Raw genomic sequence first — 22,254 nt, 5'->3', positions numbered from 1 at the left:
CGGATCTCATGGTCAGCGCAGCGCCTTCAACGCATTCAAGCGACGACGTGAGCGTGCGGTTTCAGGATCTTCATCGTCAGCGCGCGGCGCCTCACGGCGCGGTCGCTGGGTCAGACGCTGCGCGCTCATATCCGCTTCACCAGACAGAAAGCGGAGTTCATCAGCCAGCTTTTGCGCCCGCTCAGTCTCCTTGCGCAGACTTTCCCCGCCATCACGGCTGGCGCGGTCCAACGCTCCTAAAGTGGCGCGCGCACGCTCCACCGCATCATTCAGAGCGGAGATGGTCCCTACAAGGCCGTCCTGGCCATTGCGCAAGGCGCGCAGGCGTCGGTCCACACGCCAGCACATGACGACCGCCATGGCCAAAAGGATGCAGACAAGTGCTTCAAAGGCGAAACCAGCGAGCGTCATGAGAACCCCATCAAACTTTTCTTCGCCATCGCACTCAGCGGACGATCCAGGCGAACCCCTATGTTGTGCCCGATTCGGCCCATATGACCGTGTGTCAGCGGAACATCATCACAGCGCAACTCGATCAGCCCGTCCGGGCCGGCGTCCAGCATCAAGGTATCGCCAACCTTCAGGTTCATCACTTCACCCAGAGGCTTCTGCATCTCATCAAGGACGGCGCTCACCTCCATTTTGGTGGACCACAATTCGGTGGCGAGGTGGCTTTCCCAGATATTGTCGCGGCCGAACTTCTCGCCCATGAACTGCTGCAGCAGCATTTTACGGATGGGCTCGAGCGTGGCGTAAGGCAGTAGAAGCTCGATGCGCCCGCCGCGATCTTCCATGTCGATGCGCAGCTTGACGAGGATCGCCGCGTTGGCAGGTCGGGCGATGGCGGCGAAGCGCGGATTGGTTTCGACCCGGTCGAGATCGAAATCCACCTCCGTCAGGGGCGCAAACGCCTGGCGCGCATCCGCCAGCACCACTTCGATCATCCGCTGCACCAGCGTGCGTTCAATGGTGGTGTAGGGCCGCCCTTCAACGCGCATGGCCGAGGTGCCGCGTCGTCCTCCCAGGAGAACGTCCACGATCGAATAGATCAGGTTGGAGTCCACCGTGAGCAGGCCGTAGTTGTCGAGCTGCTTGGCGCGGAACACCGCCAGGATCGCCGGCAGCGGAATTGAGTTGAGATAATCGCCGAACCGGATGGACGAGATGTTGTCGAGGCTCACTTCCACGTTGTCGGACGTGAAATTGCGCAGGCTCGTCGTCATCAACCGCACCAGGCGGTCAAAGACGATCTCCAGCATCGGCAGGCGCTCATAGGACACCAGAGCCGAATTGATGATGGCCCGGATGCCCGAGCGCTCATTGGCGTCATCGTCAGACACCGAGAAGCCCAGAAGGGAGTCGATTTCATCCTGATTGAGGATGCGCTCGGGGCCGGAAGACTGCTGGGCCGGCAGGAAGGTTTCACCATCCCCGTCGACCATGGCTTCCCATTCGGACGCCAGGTCGTCGCCGTCATCACCCAAGGAGTCAAAGTCAGGCTGTTCGCCCGCAGCAGCGGCCTCCCATTCAGCCGCCATTGCATCCTGATCGATATCGTCGTCCAACGCAGGTCTCCGCTATTGCTGCATCACGAAACTGGGCAGCAGAACGCCATCCACAGTCTTGGGGGCCAGCACCAGATTGGTGCGGCGGATCAACTCCATCCGAATGCGATGTGATCCGGTCGAGCCGTCAATGTCTTCAACCCGCAATGCGCGGAAAAAATCCACATATTCGTCGCGCAACAGGATCTGAACGTCTTCGCGCGTCAACAGCTCGGCCACATCAGGGTCGGAATAGGCGAGCGCGATCTGAACTTCCAAAAGCACCGACCTGTTGTCCGGGCCGGACATGTCCACGATCAGCGGTTCTTCAAAGCGAAACAGCTCCGCAAGATGCTCCTCGGTCGCCTCCGCGCCATAGCCTTCGCCATGACCATCAGCGGACGCTTCCCCGTGCTCTTCGCCATATTCCCCCTCGGCGGCAACCTCTTCGTCACCACCGCCCAGGAAAAACAACGCGCCCGCCACCCCGGCCAGGATGACGAGAATCACAGGCAAGCCGATGAAAAGGATCATCTTCTTGAGGCCGCCTTTCTTGGCTTCCTCCTCGCCCTCTTCACCTTCGGCGCCCTCTTCGCGCGTTTCGTCTTCGGTGTCTTCAGCCATGAAGCTGATTCCCTCGCCTTACGGATTGGCCCAATACCGCCAATGATTAATCAGTGCTGCGGTTAACGATCCGTTTGGAAACGGCTTCGGTGGGCAGATTTTTCCCCTTCCATAGGGCGCGACAGGCAAGGCTGGCCGCCCAAAAGCGCCACCCCTTCAATCACCTGTATATTTTTCAACATGTTAACCATGGCACGGTGTTTGCCATGAGTCTGGGGACGCTGCCAGAAGTCGCAGCAACCGCCTTCAGAAGGACGCCTGGCGATGGACAACACCATGCTGATCGGACTGACCCGCCAGCTGACCTTGCGTCGGCAGATGGATGTGGTCGCCAACAATATCGCCAACGCCTCCACCCAAGGCTTCAAGGCCGAGCGCATGATGCTCGAACCTGACACCGCCTTTCGCGCCCGCCATCAAGACGGCCCCGAACGCGCCCAGTTCGTCGATGAGTGGGCGATGGGTCGGGACTTCTCCCAGGGCGCGCTCACCCAGACGGGCCGCCCGCTGGACCTGGCCTTGCAAGGAGACGGCTTTTTCATGGTGGAGCAGGACGGAGTCGAGCGGTTCACCCGTGACGGCGCCTTCACCTTGAACCCTCTGGGCGAACTGGTCGCCAGCGACGGCGCGCAAGTGCTGGACGCCGGCGGCGCGCCGATTGTGCTCGACCCTAACGCCGGTCAGATCGTCATCGGCGAGACGGGCGAGATCACGCAGAACGGGCAGGTCATCGCACAAGTGGGCGTCGCCCAGTTCGCCAATCAGGGCGTTCTGACCAAAATCGGCGACAACCGGTACACCGCGCCCGAAGACGCCGAACGCGTGATCGAAGAGCTGCCGCAGATCAAGCAGGGCTTTCTGGAAAGCTCGAATGTGCGGCCCATGCTCGAAATCACCACCATGATGGAAGTGAGCCGCGCCTATGCGTCGGTCACCCGCATGATCAAAGACACCGACGAGCTCAGCCGCAAGGCGATTGACCGCCTGGGTCGTCCATAACGCTCTATTCTGAAGGAGGCCGCAGTCATGCGCGCATTGTCCACCGCCGCCACCGGGATGGAAGCCCAATCACTGGCCGTCGAGGTGATCTCTCACAACCTGGCCAACATGAACACGATCGCGTTCAAACGTCAGCGCGCCGAGTTCGAAGACCTGCTCTACCAGACGGTCTCCCAGCCCGGCGCCAATTCCTCGGACGCGGGCACCATCGTACCGACCGGCGTCCAGGTCGGCCTCGGCGTCAACGCCGGCTCGGTCTATCGCATCGCCGAACAGGGCGGCTTGAGCGAAACCGGCAACAGCTATGACGTCGCGATCTCCGGCTCTGGGTATTTCCGCGTCCAGCTGCCTGACGGCAATGACGCCTACACCCGGGCCGGCAATTTCTCCCTGAGCCCGAACGGCGAAATCGTGACCGCAGACGGCTATTCCGTCATGCCGGGCATCGTGGTGCCCGCCGAGGCGCGCCAGGTGGTGATCAACACCCAAGGCCAGGTCCAGATCCTGCTGAACGGTCAGCCGGCCCCGCAAGTGGTGGGCCAGCTTGAGCTTGCGACCTTTCCCAACGAAGCCGGCCTTGAGCAGATCGGCGACAATTTGATGCTGGAAAGCGCCGCGTCGGGCGCGCCCAATCTGGGCGCCCCCACCGATCCCGGTTTCGGGCAGGTGCGCCAGGGCTTTGTGGAAGTGTCCAATGTGGACGCCGTCACCGAAATAACGTCTCTCATCCAGGCCCAGCGCGCCTATGAGATGAACGCCCGGGTCATCACGGCCGCGGACGAGATGCTCGCAACCTCCTCCAATCTGCGCTGAGGAAAGGCTAAGCCATGCTTCGCACCCTCACCCTTGTTCTGGCGCTCTCGACGGGCGCAGCGACGGCGCAGGAGGTCAGCACGTCCGTGGTGCTCAAGGAGCGCCTGGTCAGCGCCGACGCCGTCATCACCCTGTCCGACCTGTTCGACATCACCGGCGAGGCCGGCGACATCCAGCTCGCGCGCGCTCCGGCGCCCGGTCGAGCGATTTCGCTAGACCCTGATTATGTGCGCAACGCGGCGGCGCGCGAGGGCTTTCACTGGGCGAACGCCGGCGGCGTTCTACGCGTCACCGTCGAGCGCGAGGCCCGTCCGGTCAGCGCATCCGCCATTGCCGATCTGGTTCAGGAAGCGCTCTATGTGGAGACGGGCCACGCCTATGCGGTCAATCTCTCCAATATGCGCCAGGAGTTGTTCGCGCCCGCTGACGCCCTGGGCGGACCGGAGCTGATCAGTTTTGACCATGACGCCAGCTCCAATCTGTTCCGCGCTCAGATCGCCGCCTATCCGGGCGGCGACCCCCTCACTGTGTCAGGCCGGGCGCAACGCGTCGCCAATGTGCCGGTGCTCAATCGCACCATTGCGCGCGGCGAGACCATCACCGCCGCAGACGTGGACTGGGTCCGGCTGCCTGAAAGCCAGGTGCGCGGCGAAATCCTCTTGGCTGAAGCTGATCTTGTGGGCATGTCCGCCAAGCGCGCCCTCAGCCCCGAGCGCCCCTTGCGTAGCTTTGACGTTGAGCCGCCCATCGTGGTGGCGCGCGGCGAGCTGGTCTCCCTGGTCTATCAGGTCGGCCCGCTGATGCTCAGCGCCCAGGCCCGCGCTCTGGAGAACGGCGGAGAAGGCCAGTTCATCCGTTTTCTGAACCTTCAATCGAACCGCACGGTCGAAGCCTGGGTCGAAGCCCCCGGCCGCGCCAGCATCCAAGGCGGCCGCAGCGCCGCACGCCCAAGCGAGTCCTGAGCCATGATGTCCAAACGCTTCTTGATGTGCAGCGCCGTTATTCTGGGCGCCCTGTCTCTGACCGCTTGCGCGACCACGGACCGCTTGTCCTATGTGGGGCAGACGCCGCCCATGAATGATATCAACAACGCCGCAGCGCTGACCGGTCAGGCAGGCGCCAACGGCCCCACCGCCGGCCAGGCGGAAGCGGCGCGACTGGCCCGCGCCCGCGCCATCGCCGAAGCGCGCGCCCAGTCCGCAAATCCCAACTCGCTGTGGCGCTCCACCAACTCCACCACATTCTTCGGTGATCCGCGCGCCGCGCATGTGGGGGATATTCTCACGGTGAGCATCGACATCGCCGACAGCGCGACGGTGTCCAATCAGACCACGCGCTCGCGCACCACGTCAGAAGACGCAAACCTGACCAATTTCTTTGGCGGGGAAGCCGCGCTCAACCAGTTCTTTAACGACGCTGTCGATCCCGCGAGCCTTGCGAGCTTCGGGTCCGCCTCCTCCACCCAAGGGGCCGGCAATATCAACCGCTCTGAAAGCATTTCGATGACCGCCGCAGCGATTGTTGTGGACGTATTGTGGAATGGCAATCTGGTGATCCACGGGCGTCAGGAAGTGCGCATCAACAACGAAGTGCGCGAACTTCTTATTTCCGGCATTGTCCGCCCTCAGGACATCGCGGCGGACAACACTATCGATCATGAACAGATCGCCGAAGCCCGCATCTCCTATGGCGGCCGCGGACACATCTCCGAAATGCAGCGCCCGCCCGTGGGTCAGGAACTCTACAATCTCCTCTGGCCGTTCTAGGGGCCCCGCATGAGCATGACCTTCACGCGGACCGAGCATTCAGACGGCCGCGTCTTGAGCATTCACATGACGGGCGTGAACACTGCAGCGCAGAGCCTTGCGAATGCGCCAAAGCTCGGCCAGCGCGTGCACGATCACGGCTATTCGGGGCTGATCATGAATTATCAGGGCTGCCGGTTTGACCATACGGTGGGCCAGTTCGCCAAGGTCGCGGAAGCCCTGAGCGAGGCCCTGCCCGCGCATGTCCGGGTCGCTTATGTCTATGATCACAGCAACCTCATGCATGCGGCCTATATCACGCGCCTTATGAAATCAGCAGGATTTGTCACGCGAGCGTTCGAGGACTTTGACGCGGCGCTATCTTTTGCGACGAACGAGGACGGTGAATAACGCCCCGGCCCAGGCCGCCCGATCATCTGATTAAGGAAATCGAAGCCCGGTTCGGGGCACGCTTGGCAGAGATTTTTCGCTGCCGACAGGCCTCTCTCAGAATGAGAACGTACTCACTTGAACGCATCGAGCTCCCTGAGATCGGTGTGCTGCGATATAATATTACAGGTTTGGAGACAAACGCCGAGACGGAACCCGGCTTGGTTGCGATTTGCCAGCGACTGGAGGCAGACCCTCAGTGGACTGGCGTGCTCTTTGATCACAGCCAGTCCCAAATCAGCTACACACTGACGGAATTTAATGAACGTGTGGAGTACGCGATCCGGCATTTCCCTCGGCGGGTCAAGCTCGCTTACGTCTACAATCCAAGCACGCTTGTGATCTCGGCGCGAACGACAAAACTGCTCAACGCAGCAGGCATTAACGCGCAAGCCTTCGCCCACGCCGGGGAAGCGCTCGAATTTCTCAAGAGCCGTGAAAGCTGGTCGCGTCAGGCCTGAAAGACCTGACGCCAGCGTCTCTAATTGTCGCGGTGGACACGCTCGGAGCGTTCGTGACGCTCCTGGGCCTCAAGGCTGAGCGTCGCCACAGGACGGGCGTCCAGACGCGCCAGAGAGATCGGCTCGCCAGTCTCCTCGCAATAGCCGTACTCGTCTTCCTCGATTCGGCGTATCGCCGCTTCGATCTTGGAGATCAGCTTGCGTTGGCGGTCTCGCGCCCGCAGCTCCAGCGCGCGATCGGTTTCCGTCGACGCCCGATCCGCAAGGTCGGGCAAAGCGCCAATATCTTCTTGAAGGTTTGAAAGTGTCGAACGGCTCTCACGAAGGATTTCATCCTTCCAAGCCAACAACTTCCGCCGGAAATATTCTTTCTGGCGTTCATTCATGAAGGGTTCGGACTCGCTGGGACGGTAGCCCGTCGGCAGCTCGATGCTTGAATCCATAACACTCATGAGACCGTCTCCGTATGCAGCCCCCGCCGGCCTGAGCGCGGCGGAGAATATCGACCGTCAAGTTCAAGTCAATCTGCTCATACGGTGACAGAGCAAATTCACCTCGACGATGATGAAGATGTGACGGTCGCACCGCCCCCTCTGGCAATGCGATCAGGCGCTTAGCTTGGCCAATTCAACAGCAGCGCGAATTTCCACTTCGTCCAGCGCCGCTTCCAGGCGTGGGTCATGGGTGGCGTCGCGGCGTGATTGCAGCGTCTCCATGAGCTTGACCAGCGTAGCTCGTGGCAGCACGCCGTCCAGAAGCGCCAGTTTCAAATCGTCCAGAATATCAAGAAGAGAGAAGGCCCGCTCGGTCGCCAGGCGTTTGGCGGTGACCGCGTCGCCTGCGCCCTGAAGCGCCAGCAAGGCGTCAACCGAGCCGATGGCCGAGGCCCCGCTCAGCGCTGAGGCCGAAACAGATCCGCTTGGTGACGACGCGCTCTCAGGTGAAAAACCCGACGCTTTCGACGCTTCATTTTTGCGCTTGGCGCCGGACGCCCCCTGTACGGGCCGGGATGAATTAACCTTCATGATGCCCTTCGAATCCTCTCAAAGCATGAGACAACTGTGCTTAATCAAACTTAATGAGTGCTTAAAGCGCTCACTCGGCAGGATTTGCCCTCGCCCCATGCAATACTGCGGCCTCGGCAAGGCTTTCCCAGCCACCCTCTATATTTTTCAACACGTTGACGGACAGCAAACTGGCATGGTTCTCGCAATGGGACAGGTGTAGAAACCTGACCCGTCGGAGAATTCCGCCAGCATGACCCGCCTGTTAATCGCTTGCCTCACGCTTTTCTGCCTCGCAGCGCCGCTTGCCGCGGCCAATCCGCGAATCAAGGACATCGCGGATGTGGAAGGCGTTCGCGATAACCAGCTGGTGGGCTATGGCCTGGTGGTCGGGCTGGACGGCACCGGCGATACGCTGCGCAATGCGGTGTTCACCCGGCAGGCCCTCAATTCCATGCTGGAACGCTTCAACATCAATGTGAGAGAAGCCGATCTGCGCACGGGCAATGTGGCGGCTGTGATCGTCACCGCCGAGCTGCCGCCCTTTTCCATGCAGGGCTCTCGTGTCGACGTCACGGTGTCCGCACTGGGGGATGCAGACAGCCTTCAGGGCGGGGTTCTGATCGCCACGCCGCTGATGGCCGCGAATGGCGATGTCTATGCCGTGGCGCAAGGCTCTCTGGCTGTGGGCGGGTTCGCCGCCGAGGGCGACGGGGCCTCGATCACTCGCGGCGTGCCCACCAATGGCCGGATCGCCAATGGCGGCGTGATTGAGCGGGAACTGGACTGGGATCTGGCCGGACAGGCGCAAATCCGCCTGGCGCTGCGCAATCCCGATTTCACCACCGCGCGCCGCATGGCCCAGACCATCAACGCCTTTCTGGGCGCTGAGGCCGCAGCGGCGCAGAACCCCTCCACCGTCGCGCTGACCCGCCCGCTCTATTTTGAAGGCGACATGGTTGCGCTGATCGCCGAGGTCGAACAATTGCGCGTCGAGACCGATATGCGCGCCCGCGTGGTCATCGATGAGTCCACCGGCACCATCGTGATGGGCGAAGATGTCCGCGTCTCCACCGTCGCGATCGCTCAGGGCGGACTGACCATCACGGTCACCGAGAGCCCGCAAGTCAGCCAGGCCCTGCCCTTTGCCGATGGCGGGGAAACCGTCGAAGTGCCGCGCACCAATGTGAATGTGGAAGAAGAATTGCGCGAAATGGGCGTGCTGAACGGCACGGTCAGCCTGCGTGAACTTGTGGATGGGCTCAATGCCCTCGGCGTCAGTCCGCGCGACATGATCACCATATTGCAAAGCATCAAGGCCGCCGGCGCGCTGCAAGCTGAAATCGAGGTGCTCTAATGGACGGATTGCTTGACGCCCAGATGCAAAACGCGCTGCTCGCAGCCCGCGGCCCGGCCTCCACATCCCGGTCGAGCGCGGCCCAAACCCCTGACCAGATCCGCAAGACGGCTGAGGATTTCGAAGCAGTGTTTCTGTCCCAGATGATGGAGCAGATGCTGGGGGAGACCACCGAGTCGAGCTTTGGCGGCGGCCCCGGCGAGAACGCCTTCAAATCCATGCTCAATGAAGAATACGCCAAGGTGATGGCCAAGGCGGGCGGCATCGGCCTGGCTGATTCCGTCATGCGCGAAATGCTGGCCATGCAAGAACAAGGAGGTGCGTGATGACTGAACTGGCGGCTGCAAACCCGACCGAACGCGCCCAGGCGCTGATCCAGCTGACGGGCCGGCTGACCGAGTTGCTCGATCAGGAAACCGAGCTGTTTGACGCACACATGCCTCATAAGGCTGTGGACTTTCAGGCCGAGAAAACCAAGCTGGCGACGCTCTATCGCACCGAAACCAAACTCGCCAGCAAGGACCGCTCGCGTCTGGCTGGCATTGATCCCGACCTCAAGGCCAAGCTGAAGACCTCCACCCGGGCGTTCGAAGACGCCCTGGCGCGCAACGGCGCCGCGGTTGAAGCCCTGAAAGTGCTGACTGAAGGCCTGGTCAAAGCCATTGCGGATGAAGCCGCCCGCCAGCAACAAACCCAGGTCGGCTACGGCCCTGGCGTCAAAGCAGGCGGCGTCTCCGCCCTCGCCTATAACCAGACGGTCTGATCCAAATCTGGACTACAAAAAACCCCGGAGCGCGGCTCCGGGGTTTTTTGTGTGCAGAGCAAACGCTCTTAGAACAGGCCCAGCGTGCTGCCGCCACCACCGCTCTGAAGGCGTTCCAGCCCCGCCTGATAGTTTGAGACCTGGGCTGTGAGGTAGGACGGAACCGTACCGCCGCGTTTGCCCGCTTGCGGGCCGTCCAGAAGCGCCTTCAGCGCCGGATCGGTCGTCAGATCCCGATAGGCGCGCTGGATCACGGACTGGGCCTGGGTCAGGGCTTCCAGCGCCTTCGCTGCGCTATCCTTATCCGAGATCGACAGAGAGGCAGGCAGTTCCAGCGCAAACACCTCAGGCGCATCCGAGGTGGTGTCCTCATCCAGAAGCGACGACTTGCCGATGATCGCCCCCTCAGGGAGACCCAGACCGCTCAGAGCGTTGCGGCCGTCATCCCCGGCGAACAGCTCGATCTTCACGCCTTCCTTGGGCTTGATCCGCAACATGTCGCCATTGGCCGACCGCCGCACATCAGACGTCCCGTCCAGGACCAGCACCGCGTTCAGCTTGAAGGTCAAAGACCGCATGGTCTCGTCATCATCAATGGTGATCTTCTTTTTCCGGCCGCCATCCACGGAAATGTAAAAATGGTCGCCTTCGCGCACGCTCGAGCGCGCGGTGATCACGCGGCTGTCGGCATAGCGCACTTCGCCGGTTGGAAAGCCGAGCTTGTCGAGCGCATTATCGCCCGTGGGATCAACCACCACCGCATTGGCTTCAGACAGTCCGCCGCGCCCGGACAATTGCTGGGTGAAGGTGACCGCGCCGCTGGTGGTGTCCAGCCCTGCGACGAAGGCGTTTCGGGCGCCGTTCTGGGTCTGCCCCGGCAGCGCGCCAGACGTCTTGCCGGCAATATAGGCCACGCCATTGCTGACCGTGACGGAGGTCGCGGAATTATCCTCGGCCGTGCCCAGGAAGGTCGTGAAGTCGACGCTGGCGGTCGGACCGTCAGAGATTTTGACCAGCACGGCGTCGCGTCCGCCAGCGTTCGCTTCAATCGGCGCACTGGGCGAGAAGGCGGGGCCCGCAGCGCCCGCCAGATAGATCGCGCCGTCATCGGCCACGGTGATCTCGCCGATACGGCCATCGTCCAGATCGCCCAGATCCAGCGTCCAGACCGGCGCACCCGTTCCGTCATCGCCAGCGGCGTATTTGGTGAGCACGGCGCTGCCGTTCACTTCGCTAGCGACGATCAATCCGCCGTCAGCCGCTTGGGCGATGGATTTGGCAGCGTCATTCTCGGCGCTGGCGCCCGCAGCGCGCGTATACAGAATCGCGCCGTTTTCATCGAGCGCGCGCAGATACCCGTCCGACTTGCCCGCATTGACCACACCGCCCACAGGCGCGCTGGTCTGTCCCGCGATGTAAATCGTGCCGTCCGCGCCGACGCTGACTGCCGTCGCTTCGTCATCCTTGTTGCCGCCAAAGCGCTTGGTCCACTGCTCAACGCCGTCGGCGGAGAATTTCGAGACCAGGGAATCCGTGCCGCCCAACTCGGTCGTGTCGCCCAACGCGCCCTCGACGGAGCCCGCCACCACCACATTGCCGTTGGCGTCCAGCGCAATCGAAGCGCCTTCCGCCGTGCCGCCCGCACCCAGTGTTCGCGCCCAGACCTGTTTGCCGGTGGTGTCGTAGCGCATCAGGATCAGGTCCTGCTCGCCCTTGATCGACTGGCCCGCCACGCCGTTTTCAGCATAGCCGACCACATACAGTCCGCCATCCGCGCCCTGAACGGAGTCCAGTATGCGCAGCGGATTGGATTCCGTCCGGGTGCGGGTTTCGGTTTCGCCCTCTTCTCCGCCCGGCACGGCGACGTCGGAGGTGGTCACGCTGCCGTCCGCATCGATACGACGCATGAATGCAGCATCGCCGCCATTGGCGATATCGACATATTTGGTCAGCTGGCCGCCTGCGCCGTCTGTATCGCCGGAAACGCCGGCCATATAAACAGCCGGATTGCCGGAGGCGGGCGCAAAACTGAGGGTTTCAGTCAGAATGCCCTTGATCTTGAAGCCGAAATTATTGCCCGGGATGATCCCGTTATCGTCTTCCTCGCCGATCTTCACCCGTTCGATCCGGCTGAGCATGCCCGCGTTTTCAAGCTCGGTGTTGATGAAGGCCGCGACATTGTCGAGTGTGCGCGGCGTCGCGCCCATATTGGCCAGATCTATGGCCACGGGCGTGGTCGCGCCGGACTTCTTCACACTGATGGTGAAGGAGACATCCCCCTGAAAACCGGCCACTTCAGCGTCGAAGGCGCCTGAATGAACAATCGGCGTAACGTATTCGGAAATCCCGCGCGAGATCGCCAGGCTGCTCTCCGCCTTGGATAATTCCTCGCCTTTGAGCACCGTCACCCCTTCCAGGGAGAGATCGCCAAAGAATGTGTTGAGCTGGTTCAGGCCCTCCTGAAAGCGGCGATCGAGAAAATCGCGCCGGCTGTCCGCCGTGCCCTTTTCAGCAGCTTCAGAGCCCAGCGCCTGCAAGCGGCGCAAGCCCTGATACATGGCGAAGAGCTGTTTCTCGTCCTCACCCACATCCAGGCTGGCGAAATCACCAAGCTTTTTGTCAAAGAAGACGCCGTCTGCGAGCGCGCTGCGCTTGAGCACGTCGAGGGCTTCGATCTCGCCGCGCACATCCCAGGGCGGCAACACATCGCTGGAAGACGAGCGGTTCGGGTTTTGAGCATTGGCCGCAGACTGTGAGAACGCCGTCGTCCGAGACAACGCCGTTGCATTCTGCGCGCCATACCAGGCGCTGAGAAGATTGGACGAAATGACCATGGTCTTCGGCCCGAACCTGTAAAGCGCGATACACCTTTTGCACCGACTCGCAGACTAGCGCCCGACCTGCAAACAAACCGTTAGGATTTAAGGTGAACGAGCCGCCAAACTTCTAAGCGGCGAAGGGAAACCGCATGGGCCGCGTTTCAACGCTAGCGCGTTCGGGCGACACCAGTCTCGCATAGTCCACCCGGTCGGCGTTCAATTCACTCAGATCCGGACGGCGCAGGCACAACGCCGCCATCTCGGCGGCGGTCGCCGTCAGCGCCTTCTCACCCAGCTCTGCAAAGATCGCCTGCAGGAAAGCTGCATCCTCTGGCGTCTCCAGCATCCAGCGCAAATGCTCAAGCCCGCCGCCGGGGCCTGTCAGATTGGCGCGGGTCAGATCGGGATTGCGACGCATCCAGCCGGTGACCGAGCGCCGCTCGGCCAGCGTATCCGCCTTGCGGTCCGCTTCATCGAGCAGCAGGGCGGAAAAAGCTTCGCAATCCAGCCCATGCGGGAAGCGCGCCGGCATGGTGTTAGACGCGTAATCAGCGCGCGCATCCGTCAACAGCGCCAAAACGCCGCCAGCAATGACAGGATCGATCACAGGGCACTGGCTGGTGATCCGCACGACAACAGACGCGCCGGCTTCGCGCGCCGCCTGCGCCACAAGGCCCAAGGGGTCAGCTGCGGGGCCGCGCACCACCATCACGGCGCTGTCGCACGCTTCTTCTGCGATCAGATCATGCTCGCGATCATCAGGGACGGCGCAGACCACCAGATCGGCGCCCGGAATGCGGCGGGCGCGTTCAAGCCCGCACGCCAGGGCGGTTCGATCGCCCAGATAAACAAGTTCACGATCCGGAAGGGCGCTGGGTCCGCTGCCAGCCTGAACGATCACAGTCGCGCCCATCATGTCCCCCAAGACTGGAAAGCTTTTGCTTTCTTCGAATCCCAGTATGGATTTACCGCGCCTAACGGGCCGTTAACCGACGCCCCGGATCGTGGCGTCATGAAAGTGTCCATGACCCATGGAAAGTCATCTCAATGAGCCAGCCTCCAAAAACCTCGAAAACTGCGGACGATGACGTCAACCGCCTGTTTCTGGGGCGTGACTTTCGCAATCCGCGGATTGATCTGAATGGAAAGACCATCCTGATCACCGGCGGCACGGGGTCCTTCGGACACCATTTCGTCCAGACCGTGATCAACGAATACAAGCCTAAAAAGCTGATCGTGTTCTCGCGGGACGAGCTCAAACAATATGAGATGGCGCAGCGTTTCAGCCCGGAAGAACACCGCTTTCTTCGCTATTTCATAGGCGATGTGCGCGATGAGGGCCGGCTGGATATGGCCATGCGCGGCGTTGATGTGGTGGTTCATGCCGCTGCGCTGAAACATGTCCCCATCGCGGAATACAATCCGTTTGAATGCATGCGTACTAACGTGTTTGGCGCGGAAAACGTTGTGCGCGCCGCCATCAAGCGCGGGGTGCAGCATGTGTGCGCCCTCTCCACCGACAAAGCCGCCAGCCCCATCAATCTGTACGGCGCGTCCAAGCTGGCGTCTGACAAGATTTTCACCGCCGCCCAGCATATGGGCGGCGAAGACGGGCCGACTTTCTCTGTGGTGCGCTACGGCAATGTGGTCGGCTCACGCGGCTCCGTCGTGCCATTCTTCAAGAAACTCGTTGCTCAAGGTGCGGACCATCTGCCGATCACAGACCCGCGTATGACCCGGTTCTGGATCACCCTGGATCAGGGCGTGAATTTCGTCCTGTCTGCGCTGGACATGGCCAAGGGCGGCGAAGTTTTCGTCCCCAAAATCCCCTCCATGAGCACCGTGGATCTGGCGCGCTCGATCGCGCCCAACCTGCCGCACAAGATGGTCGGCATCCGCCCGGGCGAAAAGCTGCACGAAGTCATGGTGCCCGAAGATGATTCCCGCTCCACGGTGGAGCTTGAGGATCGGTATGTGATCTTGCCGCATAATTCCGAACGGCTGCGGGCGGAATGGTTCGCCGCCGGCGCCGTGCCTGTGCCTGAAGGGTTTGAATACCAGTCGGATTCCAACCCGGAGCGCCTGGACGCGCGCGCCCTGCAGACCATCCTCAACGAAAAGCTTGCGCTGAAAGCCTGATCCATGACCCATGATCCTGTGAACACCTGGTCGGGTGCGTTTGGCGACGAATACACCCAACGCTGTAGCGCAGAAGAGTTCCGCATCCGGGCTCGCACCCGTCTTTGGGCGCGATGGCTGGATGCTTTCGGGACCCGCGAGCCGCAGACGATTTGTGAGATTGGCTGTAATCTGGGCTTAAACCAGCGCGCCCTGCAACGCGTGAGCGATGCCGAATTATTCGCGGTCGAACCCAATGACAGCGCGCGAGAAACAGTGATCCGGGACGGCGTTTTGCCTGAGACGCATGTACGCGCAGGCCGAGGCGAGGATTTGCCGTTTGATGATGCGAGCATGGATCTCGTCTTCACAAATGGCGTGCTCATTCACGTCCACCCTGACAATCTCGGCAAGGTGGCGGACGAGATGTATCGCGTCTCCAAGCGCTTCATCCTGGTGTCGGAGTATTTCAATCCCGACCCGGTCGAAATCGTCTATCGCGGCATGACCGATCATTTGTGGAAGCGTGACTTCGCCGGCTTCTTCCTGGACCGTTTCAACGATCTGGAAGTGGTGGCGGACGGGTTCAGCTGGAAGCGCACCAGAAATCTGGACAACTCGACCTGGGCGCTGTTGGAAAAGCGCCCCGCCTAGAGCCCCAACACTGATCTCAGCGCTGAAACCACCCGGTGCGGATCTGCGTCAGACATTGCCGGATAGAGCGGAAGCGACAGCGTGCGGGCGTAAAAGCGATCGGCGCCCGGCAAGGTCTGCTCGCCGTACAGGGCGATGTAATACGGGTGGTGATGGACGGGGATGTAATGGACCTGAGTCCCGACCCCGTCTGCACGCAGCGCGTCCATGACATCGGCGCGGCTCCGGCCCGCTGCGTCAAAATCGATCCGCACATTATAGAGGTGACGGCAAGGATCGACGCTCTCACGCCCAGCGGGCGACAGCACCAGCGGCGCAAGGCCGGACAGGGCCTCATCATAAAGCTGAGATAGTAAACGGCGGCGCTGCGCAAAGCGCGACAGCTTGTTGAGCTGCGACAATCCTAGCGCCGCATTGATGTCAGGCATGCGATAGTTCCAGCCCAGCGCCTGCATTTCATACCACCAGGGCTCGGCCTGGCCGTCCGCGCGTTCGAACCGGCCCGGTTCGCGCACCACGCCATGAGAGCGCGCATGGGCGATCCGATCCGCTGTCTCGGGGTTCCGCGTGGTCACCATGCCCCCCTCCCCACACGCCAGCGTCTTGACGGGATGAAACGAGAAGACGGCTGCGTCTGAATGCGGACATGCGCCCACTGGCGCACCCGTCTCATCGAGACTCCCCACGGCATGTGAAGCGTCCTCCACCACCGACAGGCCGTGATCGCGGGCCAGGGCGCTCAGCGCGGGCATATCGCAGGCGACGCCGGCCAGATGAACGGGCGCAACCAGCTTCGCCCGTCCCCGGGACCGCTGCAGAGCCTCAGCGAGCGTGTCCGGCGTCATCAAGCCCGTCTCCGGGTCCACGTCCGCGATCACCACATCCGCGCCGCAGTATCGCGCAGCGTTCGCCGTCGCCACAAAGGTCAGTGCTGGAACTATGGCGCAATCCCCCGGCCCCAGCTCCAAAGAGTCATAAGCGAGATGCAAGCCAGCCGTCGCCGAATGGCAGCTGAGGGCATGGGGCGCAGAGACCGCTTGTGCGAAAGCGTACTCGAAGGCGTCGACCCTGGGGCCGGTCGTCAGAAAATCAGAGGTGAGACAGGCGGTGACGGCGGCGATGTCGTCATCGTCGATCCATTGCCGGCCATAGGGCAGAAAACCGTCGCTCATGAATACGCTCCGCTAAGTCCGGACGACATTGTGCTGAGTCAGCCTCGCGCTGAAAACAACAAACCGCCCGACATCGGGAGAAGTCGGACGGTTCGCCGTGGTGGAGATTTCAGGACGGGGTTAGCCGTTAAACAGGTTCAGAATGATCTGAGGTTCTGAGTTGGCGATCGAAAGCGCCTGAACCCCGAGCTGCTGCTTCACCTGCAAGGCCTGTAATCGCGCGGATTCCTTGGCGAGGTCCGCATCAACGAGATTGCCTACACCTTCGGTCAGACTGTCTTCAAGTTTGCCGACGAAGGTCCGGTGCGCTTCCATCTTCTTGAGATCAGACCCCAGATTGGCCAGCGCCTGGTTGACGTTATCGAGGCTGGCCTGGATGGCGCTGACCACATTGCCGGCCAGGGTCACGGTGCCCAGGCTGGAATTGTTCGCGAGGGTGATGATGGAGCCGGAAATCGACAGATCCTGGCCTTCCAAAGTGACCGACCGCGTCGCGTCCGCATCCGCCAGGAAGGCGATGCCGTTCGTCAGGGATCCGTTCAGAAGATTCGCGCCGTCAAATTCTGCATTGGTCAGGATGACTTTCACCTGATCGAGCAGTTCCTTGAAGTCGCTGTCATAAGCCTGGCGGGAGAACGTGTCGATAGACGGATCAAGCGCGGCCGTGGCTTTCTCGCGCATCTGGATCAACAGGTCAGAGATCGACTCGCCCGCCGCAATCGCCACATCGCCAATGGAAACAGCGCGGTCGAGCGAGGATTTGACGGAGCCCAGCGCGCCAATGTCGGAACGCATGCCTTGCGCAACCGCATAGACGGAGGAGTTATCCTTCGCCCCTGTCACACGCAGGCCGGTATTGATCCGGCTCTGGACGCCCTGAATGTCCTCATTGGTTTTGTTGAGGTTTTGCAGCGCGATCATCGCTGAGGTGTTGGTATGGACGCTGAGCGCCATTGGTCTTCTCCCGATTGCATAACTGCGCCGCATTCGACGGCCGCTCGGGAGTATCAGGAGCAATCAGCGGGCCAATCAGGCCATACCGCTGAAAAATGATTTAAAACAGATATTTGCACAAATACGACGAAGCACGCCAGACCTCAGGAGGCGCTGGACGTGGTTAATTCTTGCCGCTGCAAGCGGTCAAATCTGCCGAGAGGTCAAACGCGCTCGTCAACAACGCCGCCCTGCTGGTCTTTCAGAAACGCGACCAGATCCATGTATTTTTCCGGCGGCCATTGACGCATGACTTCACCGGTTTCCGGATCAAACAGACGGTAGATGAACTGACCGCTCTCTTCCTCGCGATCAATCTGGAGCCGGGTCCGCAAGCTGGCGTTGACGCGCTCGCGCAGGGCCTCGATGCGCTCAAGGTCCGCGGATTTCTGCACCACAGCCGCGCCTTTTTCAGCGACGGATTTATCGGTTTCCTCACCGCCGATCTGACCGCGCTTGGCCATGCCGGCGACGGCTTTCTCGGATTGATCTGGCTCCGGAGCGACGCCTTGGGCGTTTGTAACCGGTATGATGTTGCCGATATTCATATCCTTTTCGTCGACGCTTTGGCGGCGTCGGCGCCTCCTATTGTCTCCCTTGCTCTGTCAGGCGTAGTCATCTGAGAAACTGGCCGGGGAGGAACCCCACGTAACGCCCCGGCCAATTCCGCTATGGATTACCGGAAGTAACCCAGGATCGAGCTCGGCGCAGAGTTCGCGATGGAAAGCGCCTGCGTACCCAGCTGCTGCTTGACCTGCAGCGACTGAAGACGGGCGGATTCTTTCGCCAGATCCGCGTCAACCAGATTGCCGATGCCTTTTTCAAGAGCGTCAGACAGTTTGCCCACAAAGCTTTTGTGAACTTCCAGAGACTTCGAACCGGTGCCCAACTTGGCCAGAGCCGTGTTGAGGTTGTCCAGAGAGGTCTCAATCGTGGCCACCAGGCCAGACGCCGCCGCCGCCGTGTCGAACGACGCGGTCGCCGCCACAGTGACATTGGTGCCGCCCAGCGACATCACTTCCTGACCGATATCCAGCGTGTTGGAGCCGTCAGCATTGGCCAGAGCCGAGATGCCGCCGGTCTGGGTGCCGTTGATCAGGTTGGTGCCGTTGAATTCGGCGTTATCGACAATGGTGCCGATCTGATCACGCAGCGCTTTGAAATCTTCGTTCAGAGCGCTCCGCGAGGCGGTGTCCAGAGAGGAGTCCGCGCCAGCCAGCGCTTTTTCCTTCATTTCCACCAGCAGATCGGAGATGGCTTCACCCGCAGCCAGAGCCACGTCCACGGTCGATTGCGCCAGGTCGAGCGACTGGCCCACAGCTGTGTAACCCGCCACGTCGGCACGCATCGATTGGGCGATAGCGAACACGCCGCCATTGTCCTTGGCCGAGCTGATCGCCAGGCCGGTGTTGATGCGCTGTTGAACCTGCTGCAGATCTTTGTTGGTCTGGTTCAGGTTCTGCAGGGCGATCATCGCCCCGGGGTTGGTATTGATCGTCGCCATTTCTTGGCTCCTTCAAATGTTCCGTTTCTACGGTTACGACGCGCTTTTTGCGCATCACTCTTCGAAGGGGCCCCCATTTTCTATGGGGCCCCCATCGAGACTTTAGGGATTACCGGAAGTAACCCAGGATCGAGCTCGGAGCCGAGTTGGCGATCGAGAGCGCCTGAGTCCCCAGCTGCTGCTTGACCTGCAGGGACTGCAAGCGAGCAGACTCTTTGGCCAGATCCGCGTCGACCAGGTTGCCGATGCCTTTTTCAAGCGCATCAGACAGCTTGTTGACGAAAGTGCCGTGGATCTCGAGGGACTTCGAACCCGTACCCAGGCGCGCCAGGGCGGAGTTCAGATTGTCCAAAGAGGTCTCGATGGCGGACACGGCCGCATTGGCCAGCGTCGTCGTGTTGATCTGAGTAGCAGCCGTAATCGTGATCGTGGTGCCGGTCAGGCTCAGATCTTCCGCGGCGATGGTGATGGTGTTGGACCCATCCGCATTCGCCAGAGCCGAGATCGCGGTGGCGCCGTTCTCAATGAGATTGGTGCCGTTGAACTCGGCGTTGGCCACAATGGTGCCGATCTGGTCGCGCAGAGCCGTGAAGTCTTCGTTCAGAGCATTGCGGGACGCTGCGTCCAGGGACGTATCAGCGGAGGCCAGGGCTTTCTCTTTCATCTCCACCAGGAGATCAGAAATCGCCTCGCCGGCAGCCAGGGCCACGTCCGTGGTGGACGTCGCCAGGTCCAGCGATTGATTGACGGCCTTGTAGCCCGCCACGTCGGCGCGCATCGACTGGGCGATAGCGAACACGCCGCCATTGTCCTTGGCCGAGCTGATCGCCAGGCCGGTGTTGATGCGCTGTTGAACCTGTTGCAGATCTTTGTTGGTCTGGTTCAGGTTCTGCAGGGCGATCATCGCCCCGGGGTTGGTATTGATCGTCGCCATTTCTTGGCTCCTTCAAGTTCCGTTTCTACGGTTACGACACGCTTTTTGCGCGCCAAGGCTCCGGCGACGGCTCCATTTTCTACGAAGCCCTCGCCGAAACTGGGGCTGAATTACCGGAAGTAACTCAGGATCGAGCTCGGCGCGGAGTTCGCGATGGAGAGCGCCTGGGTGCCCAGCTGCTGCTTGACCTGCAGCGACTGGAGACGGGCGGATTCCTTCGCCAGATCCGCGTCGACAAGGTTGCCGATGCCCCGTTCAAGGGCGTCAGACAGCTTGGTGACAAAAGTGGAGTGGATTTCCAGAGACTTGGAACCGGTGCCCAAACGCGCCAAAGCAGAGTTCAGATTGTCCAGACCGGCTTCGATCGCCGCCACAGCGGTGGATGCGTTTGCAACGCTGTCAATAGAGCTGGCCGCGCCAATCGACAGCGTACCGCCGGTCAAGCTCAGGTCTTCAGCGCCAATCGTAAGGGTGTTGGAGCCGTCAGCATTGGCGAGCGCCGTAATGTCCGCTGCACCGTTGGAGATCAGATTGGTGCCGTTGAACTCGGCATTGGCCACGATGGTGCCGATCTGATCGCGCAGGGCGGTGAAATCTTCGTTCAAAGCGTTGCGTGACGCCGTATCCAGCGACGCATCCGTGGACGCGAGCGCTTTCTCTTTCATTTCGATCATCAGATCTGAAATGGCTTCGCCAGCCGCCAACGCGACGTCGACAGTCGATTGCGCCAGATCCAGTGATTGCGACACGGCATTATAACCGGCCACGTCAGCACGCATGGACTGAGCGATGGCGAACACGCCGCCATTGTCTTTTGCAGAGGAGATCGCAAGACCCGTATTGATACGTTGCTGGACCTGCTGCAGGTCCATATTGGTCTTGTTGAGGTTCTGCAGGGCGATCATTGCGCCCGGATTGGTATTAATCGTCGCCATTTCTTGGCTCCTGTAACGTTTCTACGTTTGATGTGACGCGCCTTTTGCCCGCCAGACCTTCTGGTCCACCCCTCTAGGAGCAAACCTGGGGCCAGATTCACTCTTTGGAGCCGGGACAAGTCGCAAGCCCTTGTTTTTCTGTAATCTGATTACCTGAAAGCCGTTTACCCTACGGCCAAGGGGCGGCAGTTATTGCCGGTCGAGCTCGGCAGATAATGCCGGGTGCGGCAGTTATTGCCGGGCGGGCGGAGCGCTTCGCCCCATGATTTGGTTAATCAAATGCTGACGCTGCGGCGAGACAAGAAAAAGCCGGGGCCGCGCAGCGCGGCCCCGGCCTGTATCCGTCGCCCTAGCCGAAATAGGACAAGATCGATTGCGGCTGCTGGTTGGCGATCGAAAGCGCCTGAGTGCCCAGCTGTTGTTTGACCTGCAAAGCCTGCAAGGACGCAGACTCCTTGGCCAGATCCGCATCGACCAGATTGCCGATCCCCTTTTCCAGAGCGTCAGAAAGTTTTGTGACAAACGAGGAGTGGATCTCCAGCGCTTTGGATTTCGTGCCCAGACGCGCAAGCGCGGAGTTCACGGCGTCCAGCGAGGTGCTGATCTGAGAGGCGATATTGCTGGCCTGTGTCGCCGTCGCGAACGACGCCGTGGTGGTCACCGATACGATCGAACCGGAAAGCGACATGTTTTCCGAGCTCACAGTGATCGTGTTCGAGCCATCCTGGTTGGCCAGCGCCACGAATGAGTTGGTCGAGCCGTCAATCAGGTTGACGCCATTAAATTCAGCATTGCTTACGATCGTCGAAATCTGATCGCGCAACGCCTTGAAATCTTCATTCAGGGCGCTGCGGCTTGCTGTATCCAATGACGCGTCTGACGCCGCCAAAGCCTTCTCATTCATCTCAATCAGCAGATCCGAGATCGCTTCACCGGCAGCAAGCGCAACGTCAAGCGTCGCCTCACCCCGGTCCAAAATCTGATCAACAACCCCAAAACCGGACACCTGGGAGCGCATGCGCTGGGCGATGGCGTAGATGCCGCCATTGTCCTTCGCGCTGGAGACTTCCAGACCGGTATTGATACGGTTCTGCGTCTGTTGCAGGTCCATGTTGGTTTTGTTCAGATTCTGAAGCGCGATCATGGCTCCAGAGTTGGTGTTCACAGAAACGTTCATTGTGGGGTTCCTCCATTCTGGAAGTGAGCGGCCTATTCTCGGCCGAAGGACATTTTGTCCCGCTCAGGGCAGAGCAATCCCCATGCCGCCGCGCGCACGCGGGCGACATGTATTCAGCTAAATCTTTCAGATGCTTGGAAACAGACCATAGACCACCAGGCGCGCGTGACGCACCTTGCCGGGCAAAT

General features: G+C 61.0%; 25 protein-coding genes. 11 read left to right on the top strand and 14 right to left on the bottom strand.

The window, feature by feature from the left end; all coding sequences use genetic code 11:
• Positions 1-12 precede the first annotated feature (12 nt).
• From ACP154_RS09770 to ACP154_RS09760, 3 genes are all read right to left on the bottom strand, one after another.
• Positions 13-411, bottom strand: a complete 399-nt coding sequence (locus ACP154_RS09770) for a DUF6468 domain-containing protein (protein ID WP_107712806.1) — start codon at positions 409-411, stop codon at positions 13-15.
• On the bottom strand, positions 408-1,442 hold the full coding sequence (fliM, locus tag ACP154_RS09765) for a flagellar motor switch protein FliM (RefSeq protein ID WP_421861497.1): 1,035 nt from the start codon (positions 1,440-1,442) through the stop codon (positions 408-410). The genes ACP154_RS09770 and fliM overlap by 4 nt, the downstream gene beginning before the upstream one ends.
• Before the next feature lie 135 nt (positions 1,443-1,577).
• Positions 1,578-2,168, bottom strand: coding sequence for a flagellar basal body-associated FliL family protein (locus ACP154_RS09760; protein WP_421859616.1), 591 nt, complete (start codon positions 2,166-2,168; stop codon positions 1,578-1,580).
• A gap of 264 nt (positions 2,169-2,432) precedes the next feature.
• On the opposite strand from ACP154_RS09760, the gene flgF reads away from it, so the two are divergent.
• The 6 genes from flgF (at position 2,433) to ACP154_RS09730 (ending at position 6,636) form a co-directional block, all read left to right on the top strand.
• The gene (gene flgF, locus ACP154_RS09755) at positions 2,433-3,167 is read left to right on the top strand and encodes a flagellar basal-body rod protein FlgF (RefSeq protein WP_133725247.1); all 735 of its coding nucleotides are present in this window, start codon (positions 2,433-2,435) and stop codon (positions 3,165-3,167) included.
• Between the two features lie 27 nt (positions 3,168-3,194).
• Positions 3,195-3,980, top strand: a complete 786-nt coding sequence (gene flgG / locus ACP154_RS09750; RefSeq protein ID WP_107712802.1) for a flagellar basal-body rod protein FlgG — start codon at positions 3,195-3,197, stop codon at positions 3,978-3,980.
• Positions 3,981-3,994: 14 nt separating this feature from the next.
• Positions 3,995-4,942: a flagellar basal body P-ring formation chaperone FlgA gene (gene flgA / locus ACP154_RS09745; protein ID WP_107712801.1), complete on the top strand. Its 948-nt coding sequence runs from the start codon at positions 3,995-3,997 to the stop codon at positions 4,940-4,942.
• A gap of 3 nt (positions 4,943-4,945) precedes the next feature.
• Positions 4,946-5,746, top strand: a complete 801-nt coding sequence (gene flgH, locus ACP154_RS09740; protein WP_421859618.1) for a flagellar basal body L-ring protein FlgH — start codon at positions 4,946-4,948, stop codon at positions 5,744-5,746.
• A 9-nt stretch (positions 5,747-5,755) separates the two neighbouring features.
• Positions 5,756-6,136, top strand: a complete 381-nt coding sequence (locus tag ACP154_RS09735; RefSeq protein WP_421859620.1) for a hypothetical protein — start codon at positions 5,756-5,758, stop codon at positions 6,134-6,136.
• 146 nt (positions 6,137-6,282) lie between these two features.
• Entirely contained in the window at positions 6,283-6,636 is a 354-nt protein-coding gene (locus ACP154_RS09730) for a hypothetical protein (RefSeq protein WP_424993782.1), read from the top strand.
• 20 nt (positions 6,637-6,656) lie between these two features.
• Here ACP154_RS09730 and dksA read toward each other — a convergent pair whose 3' ends face one another.
• A complete protein-coding gene (gene dksA, locus ACP154_RS09725) occupies positions 6,657-7,079 on the bottom strand; it encodes an RNA polymerase-binding protein DksA (protein WP_107712797.1) in 423 nt (140 codons plus the stop codon).
• A 162-nt stretch (positions 7,080-7,241) separates the two neighbouring features.
• The gene (locus ACP154_RS09720; RefSeq protein WP_421859622.1) at positions 7,242-7,661 is read right to left on the bottom strand and encodes a flagellar assembly protein FliX; all 420 of its coding nucleotides are present in this window, start codon (positions 7,659-7,661) and stop codon (positions 7,242-7,244) included.
• Between the two features lie 232 nt (positions 7,662-7,893).
• Between ACP154_RS09720 and ACP154_RS09715 the strand changes: the two genes are divergently transcribed.
• From ACP154_RS09715 to ACP154_RS09705, 3 genes are read left to right on the top strand one after another with little or no spacing between them, the layout of a single operon-like run.
• Positions 7,894-8,997 carry a flagellar basal body P-ring protein FlgI gene (locus ACP154_RS09715; protein ID WP_107712795.1) on the top strand — a complete coding sequence of 368 codons (1,104 nt, stop codon included), beginning with the start codon at positions 7,894-7,896 and terminating at the stop codon, positions 8,995-8,997.
• The gene (locus tag ACP154_RS09710; RefSeq protein ID WP_133725242.1) at positions 8,997-9,323 is read left to right on the top strand and encodes a rod-binding protein; all 327 of its coding nucleotides are present in this window, start codon (positions 8,997-8,999) and stop codon (positions 9,321-9,323) included. The genes ACP154_RS09715 and ACP154_RS09710 overlap by 1 nt, the downstream gene beginning before the upstream one ends.
• Complete coding sequence (locus ACP154_RS09705; protein WP_107712793.1) at positions 9,323-9,760, top strand: flagellar basal-body protein FlbY; 438 nt, start codon at positions 9,323-9,325, stop codon at positions 9,758-9,760. Before ACP154_RS09710 ends, ACP154_RS09705 begins: the two co-directional genes overlap by 1 nt.
• 68 nt (positions 9,761-9,828) lie before the next feature.
• On the opposite strand, the gene ACP154_RS09700 is transcribed toward ACP154_RS09705, so the two are convergent.
• Together ACP154_RS09700 and ACP154_RS09695 are read right to left on the bottom strand one after the other, a co-directional pair.
• Positions 9,829-12,594: a hypothetical protein gene (locus ACP154_RS09700; RefSeq protein WP_421859624.1), complete on the bottom strand. Its 2,766-nt coding sequence runs from the start codon at positions 12,592-12,594 to the stop codon at positions 9,829-9,831.
• A 112-nt stretch (positions 12,595-12,706) separates the two neighbouring features.
• On the bottom strand, positions 12,707-13,492 hold the full coding sequence (locus tag ACP154_RS09695) for a glycosyltransferase family protein (protein ID WP_166643822.1): 786 nt from the start codon (positions 13,490-13,492) through the stop codon (positions 12,707-12,709).
• Positions 13,493-13,626: 134 nt separating this feature from the next.
• Between ACP154_RS09695 and pseB the strand changes: the two genes are divergently transcribed.
• Together pseB and ACP154_RS09685 are read left to right on the top strand one after the other, a co-directional pair.
• Positions 13,627-14,718: a UDP-N-acetylglucosamine 4,6-dehydratase (inverting) gene (gene pseB, locus ACP154_RS09690; protein ID WP_421859626.1), complete on the top strand. Its 1,092-nt coding sequence runs from the start codon at positions 13,627-13,629 to the stop codon at positions 14,716-14,718.
• Between the two features lie 3 nt (positions 14,719-14,721).
• Positions 14,722-15,351, top strand: a complete 630-nt coding sequence (locus tag ACP154_RS09685; protein WP_421859628.1) for a pseudaminic acid biosynthesis-associated methylase — start codon at positions 14,722-14,724, stop codon at positions 15,349-15,351.
• Here ACP154_RS09685 and pseC read toward each other — a convergent pair.
• From pseC to ACP154_RS09650, 7 genes are all read right to left on the bottom strand, one after another.
• Complete coding sequence (pseC, locus tag ACP154_RS09680) at positions 15,348-16,523, bottom strand: UDP-4-amino-4,6-dideoxy-N-acetyl-beta-L-altrosamine transaminase (protein WP_421859630.1); 1,176 nt, start codon at positions 16,521-16,523, stop codon at positions 15,348-15,350. The genes ACP154_RS09685 and pseC overlap by 4 nt on opposite strands.
• A 120-nt stretch (positions 16,524-16,643) precedes the next feature.
• On the bottom strand, positions 16,644-17,477 hold the full coding sequence (locus ACP154_RS09675; RefSeq protein WP_421859632.1) for a flagellin: 834 nt from the start codon (positions 17,475-17,477) through the stop codon (positions 16,644-16,646).
• Positions 17,478-17,680: 203 nt separating this feature from the next.
• Entirely contained in the window at positions 17,681-18,064 is a 384-nt protein-coding gene (locus tag ACP154_RS09670) for a flagellar protein FlaG (protein ID WP_107712786.1), read from the bottom strand.
• A gap of 128 nt (positions 18,065-18,192) precedes the next feature.
• Positions 18,193-19,020, bottom strand: a complete 828-nt coding sequence (locus tag ACP154_RS09665) for a flagellin (protein ID WP_107712785.1) — start codon at positions 19,018-19,020, stop codon at positions 18,193-18,195.
• Positions 19,021-19,129: 109 nt separating this feature from the next.
• The gene (locus ACP154_RS09660) at positions 19,130-19,954 is read right to left on the bottom strand and encodes a flagellin (protein WP_107712784.1); all 825 of its coding nucleotides are present in this window, start codon (positions 19,952-19,954) and stop codon (positions 19,130-19,132) included.
• A gap of 110 nt (positions 19,955-20,064) precedes the next feature.
• The gene (locus tag ACP154_RS09655) at positions 20,065-20,889 is read right to left on the bottom strand and encodes a flagellin (RefSeq protein WP_107712783.1); all 825 of its coding nucleotides are present in this window, start codon (positions 20,887-20,889) and stop codon (positions 20,065-20,067) included.
• A gap of 349 nt (positions 20,890-21,238) precedes the next feature.
• Positions 21,239-22,066 (bottom strand): flagellin, encoded by an 828-nt coding sequence (locus ACP154_RS09650; RefSeq protein WP_107712782.1) that lies wholly within the window; start codon positions 22,064-22,066, stop codon positions 21,239-21,241.
• Positions 22,067-22,254 lie beyond the last annotated feature (188 nt).

The sequence above is a fragment of the Oceanicaulis sp. genome (assembly GCF_965249665.1).
Classification (GTDB): Bacteria; Pseudomonadota; Alphaproteobacteria; order Caulobacterales; family Maricaulaceae; genus Oceanicaulis.
This window is presented reverse-complemented; position numbering and strand designations above follow the sequence as displayed.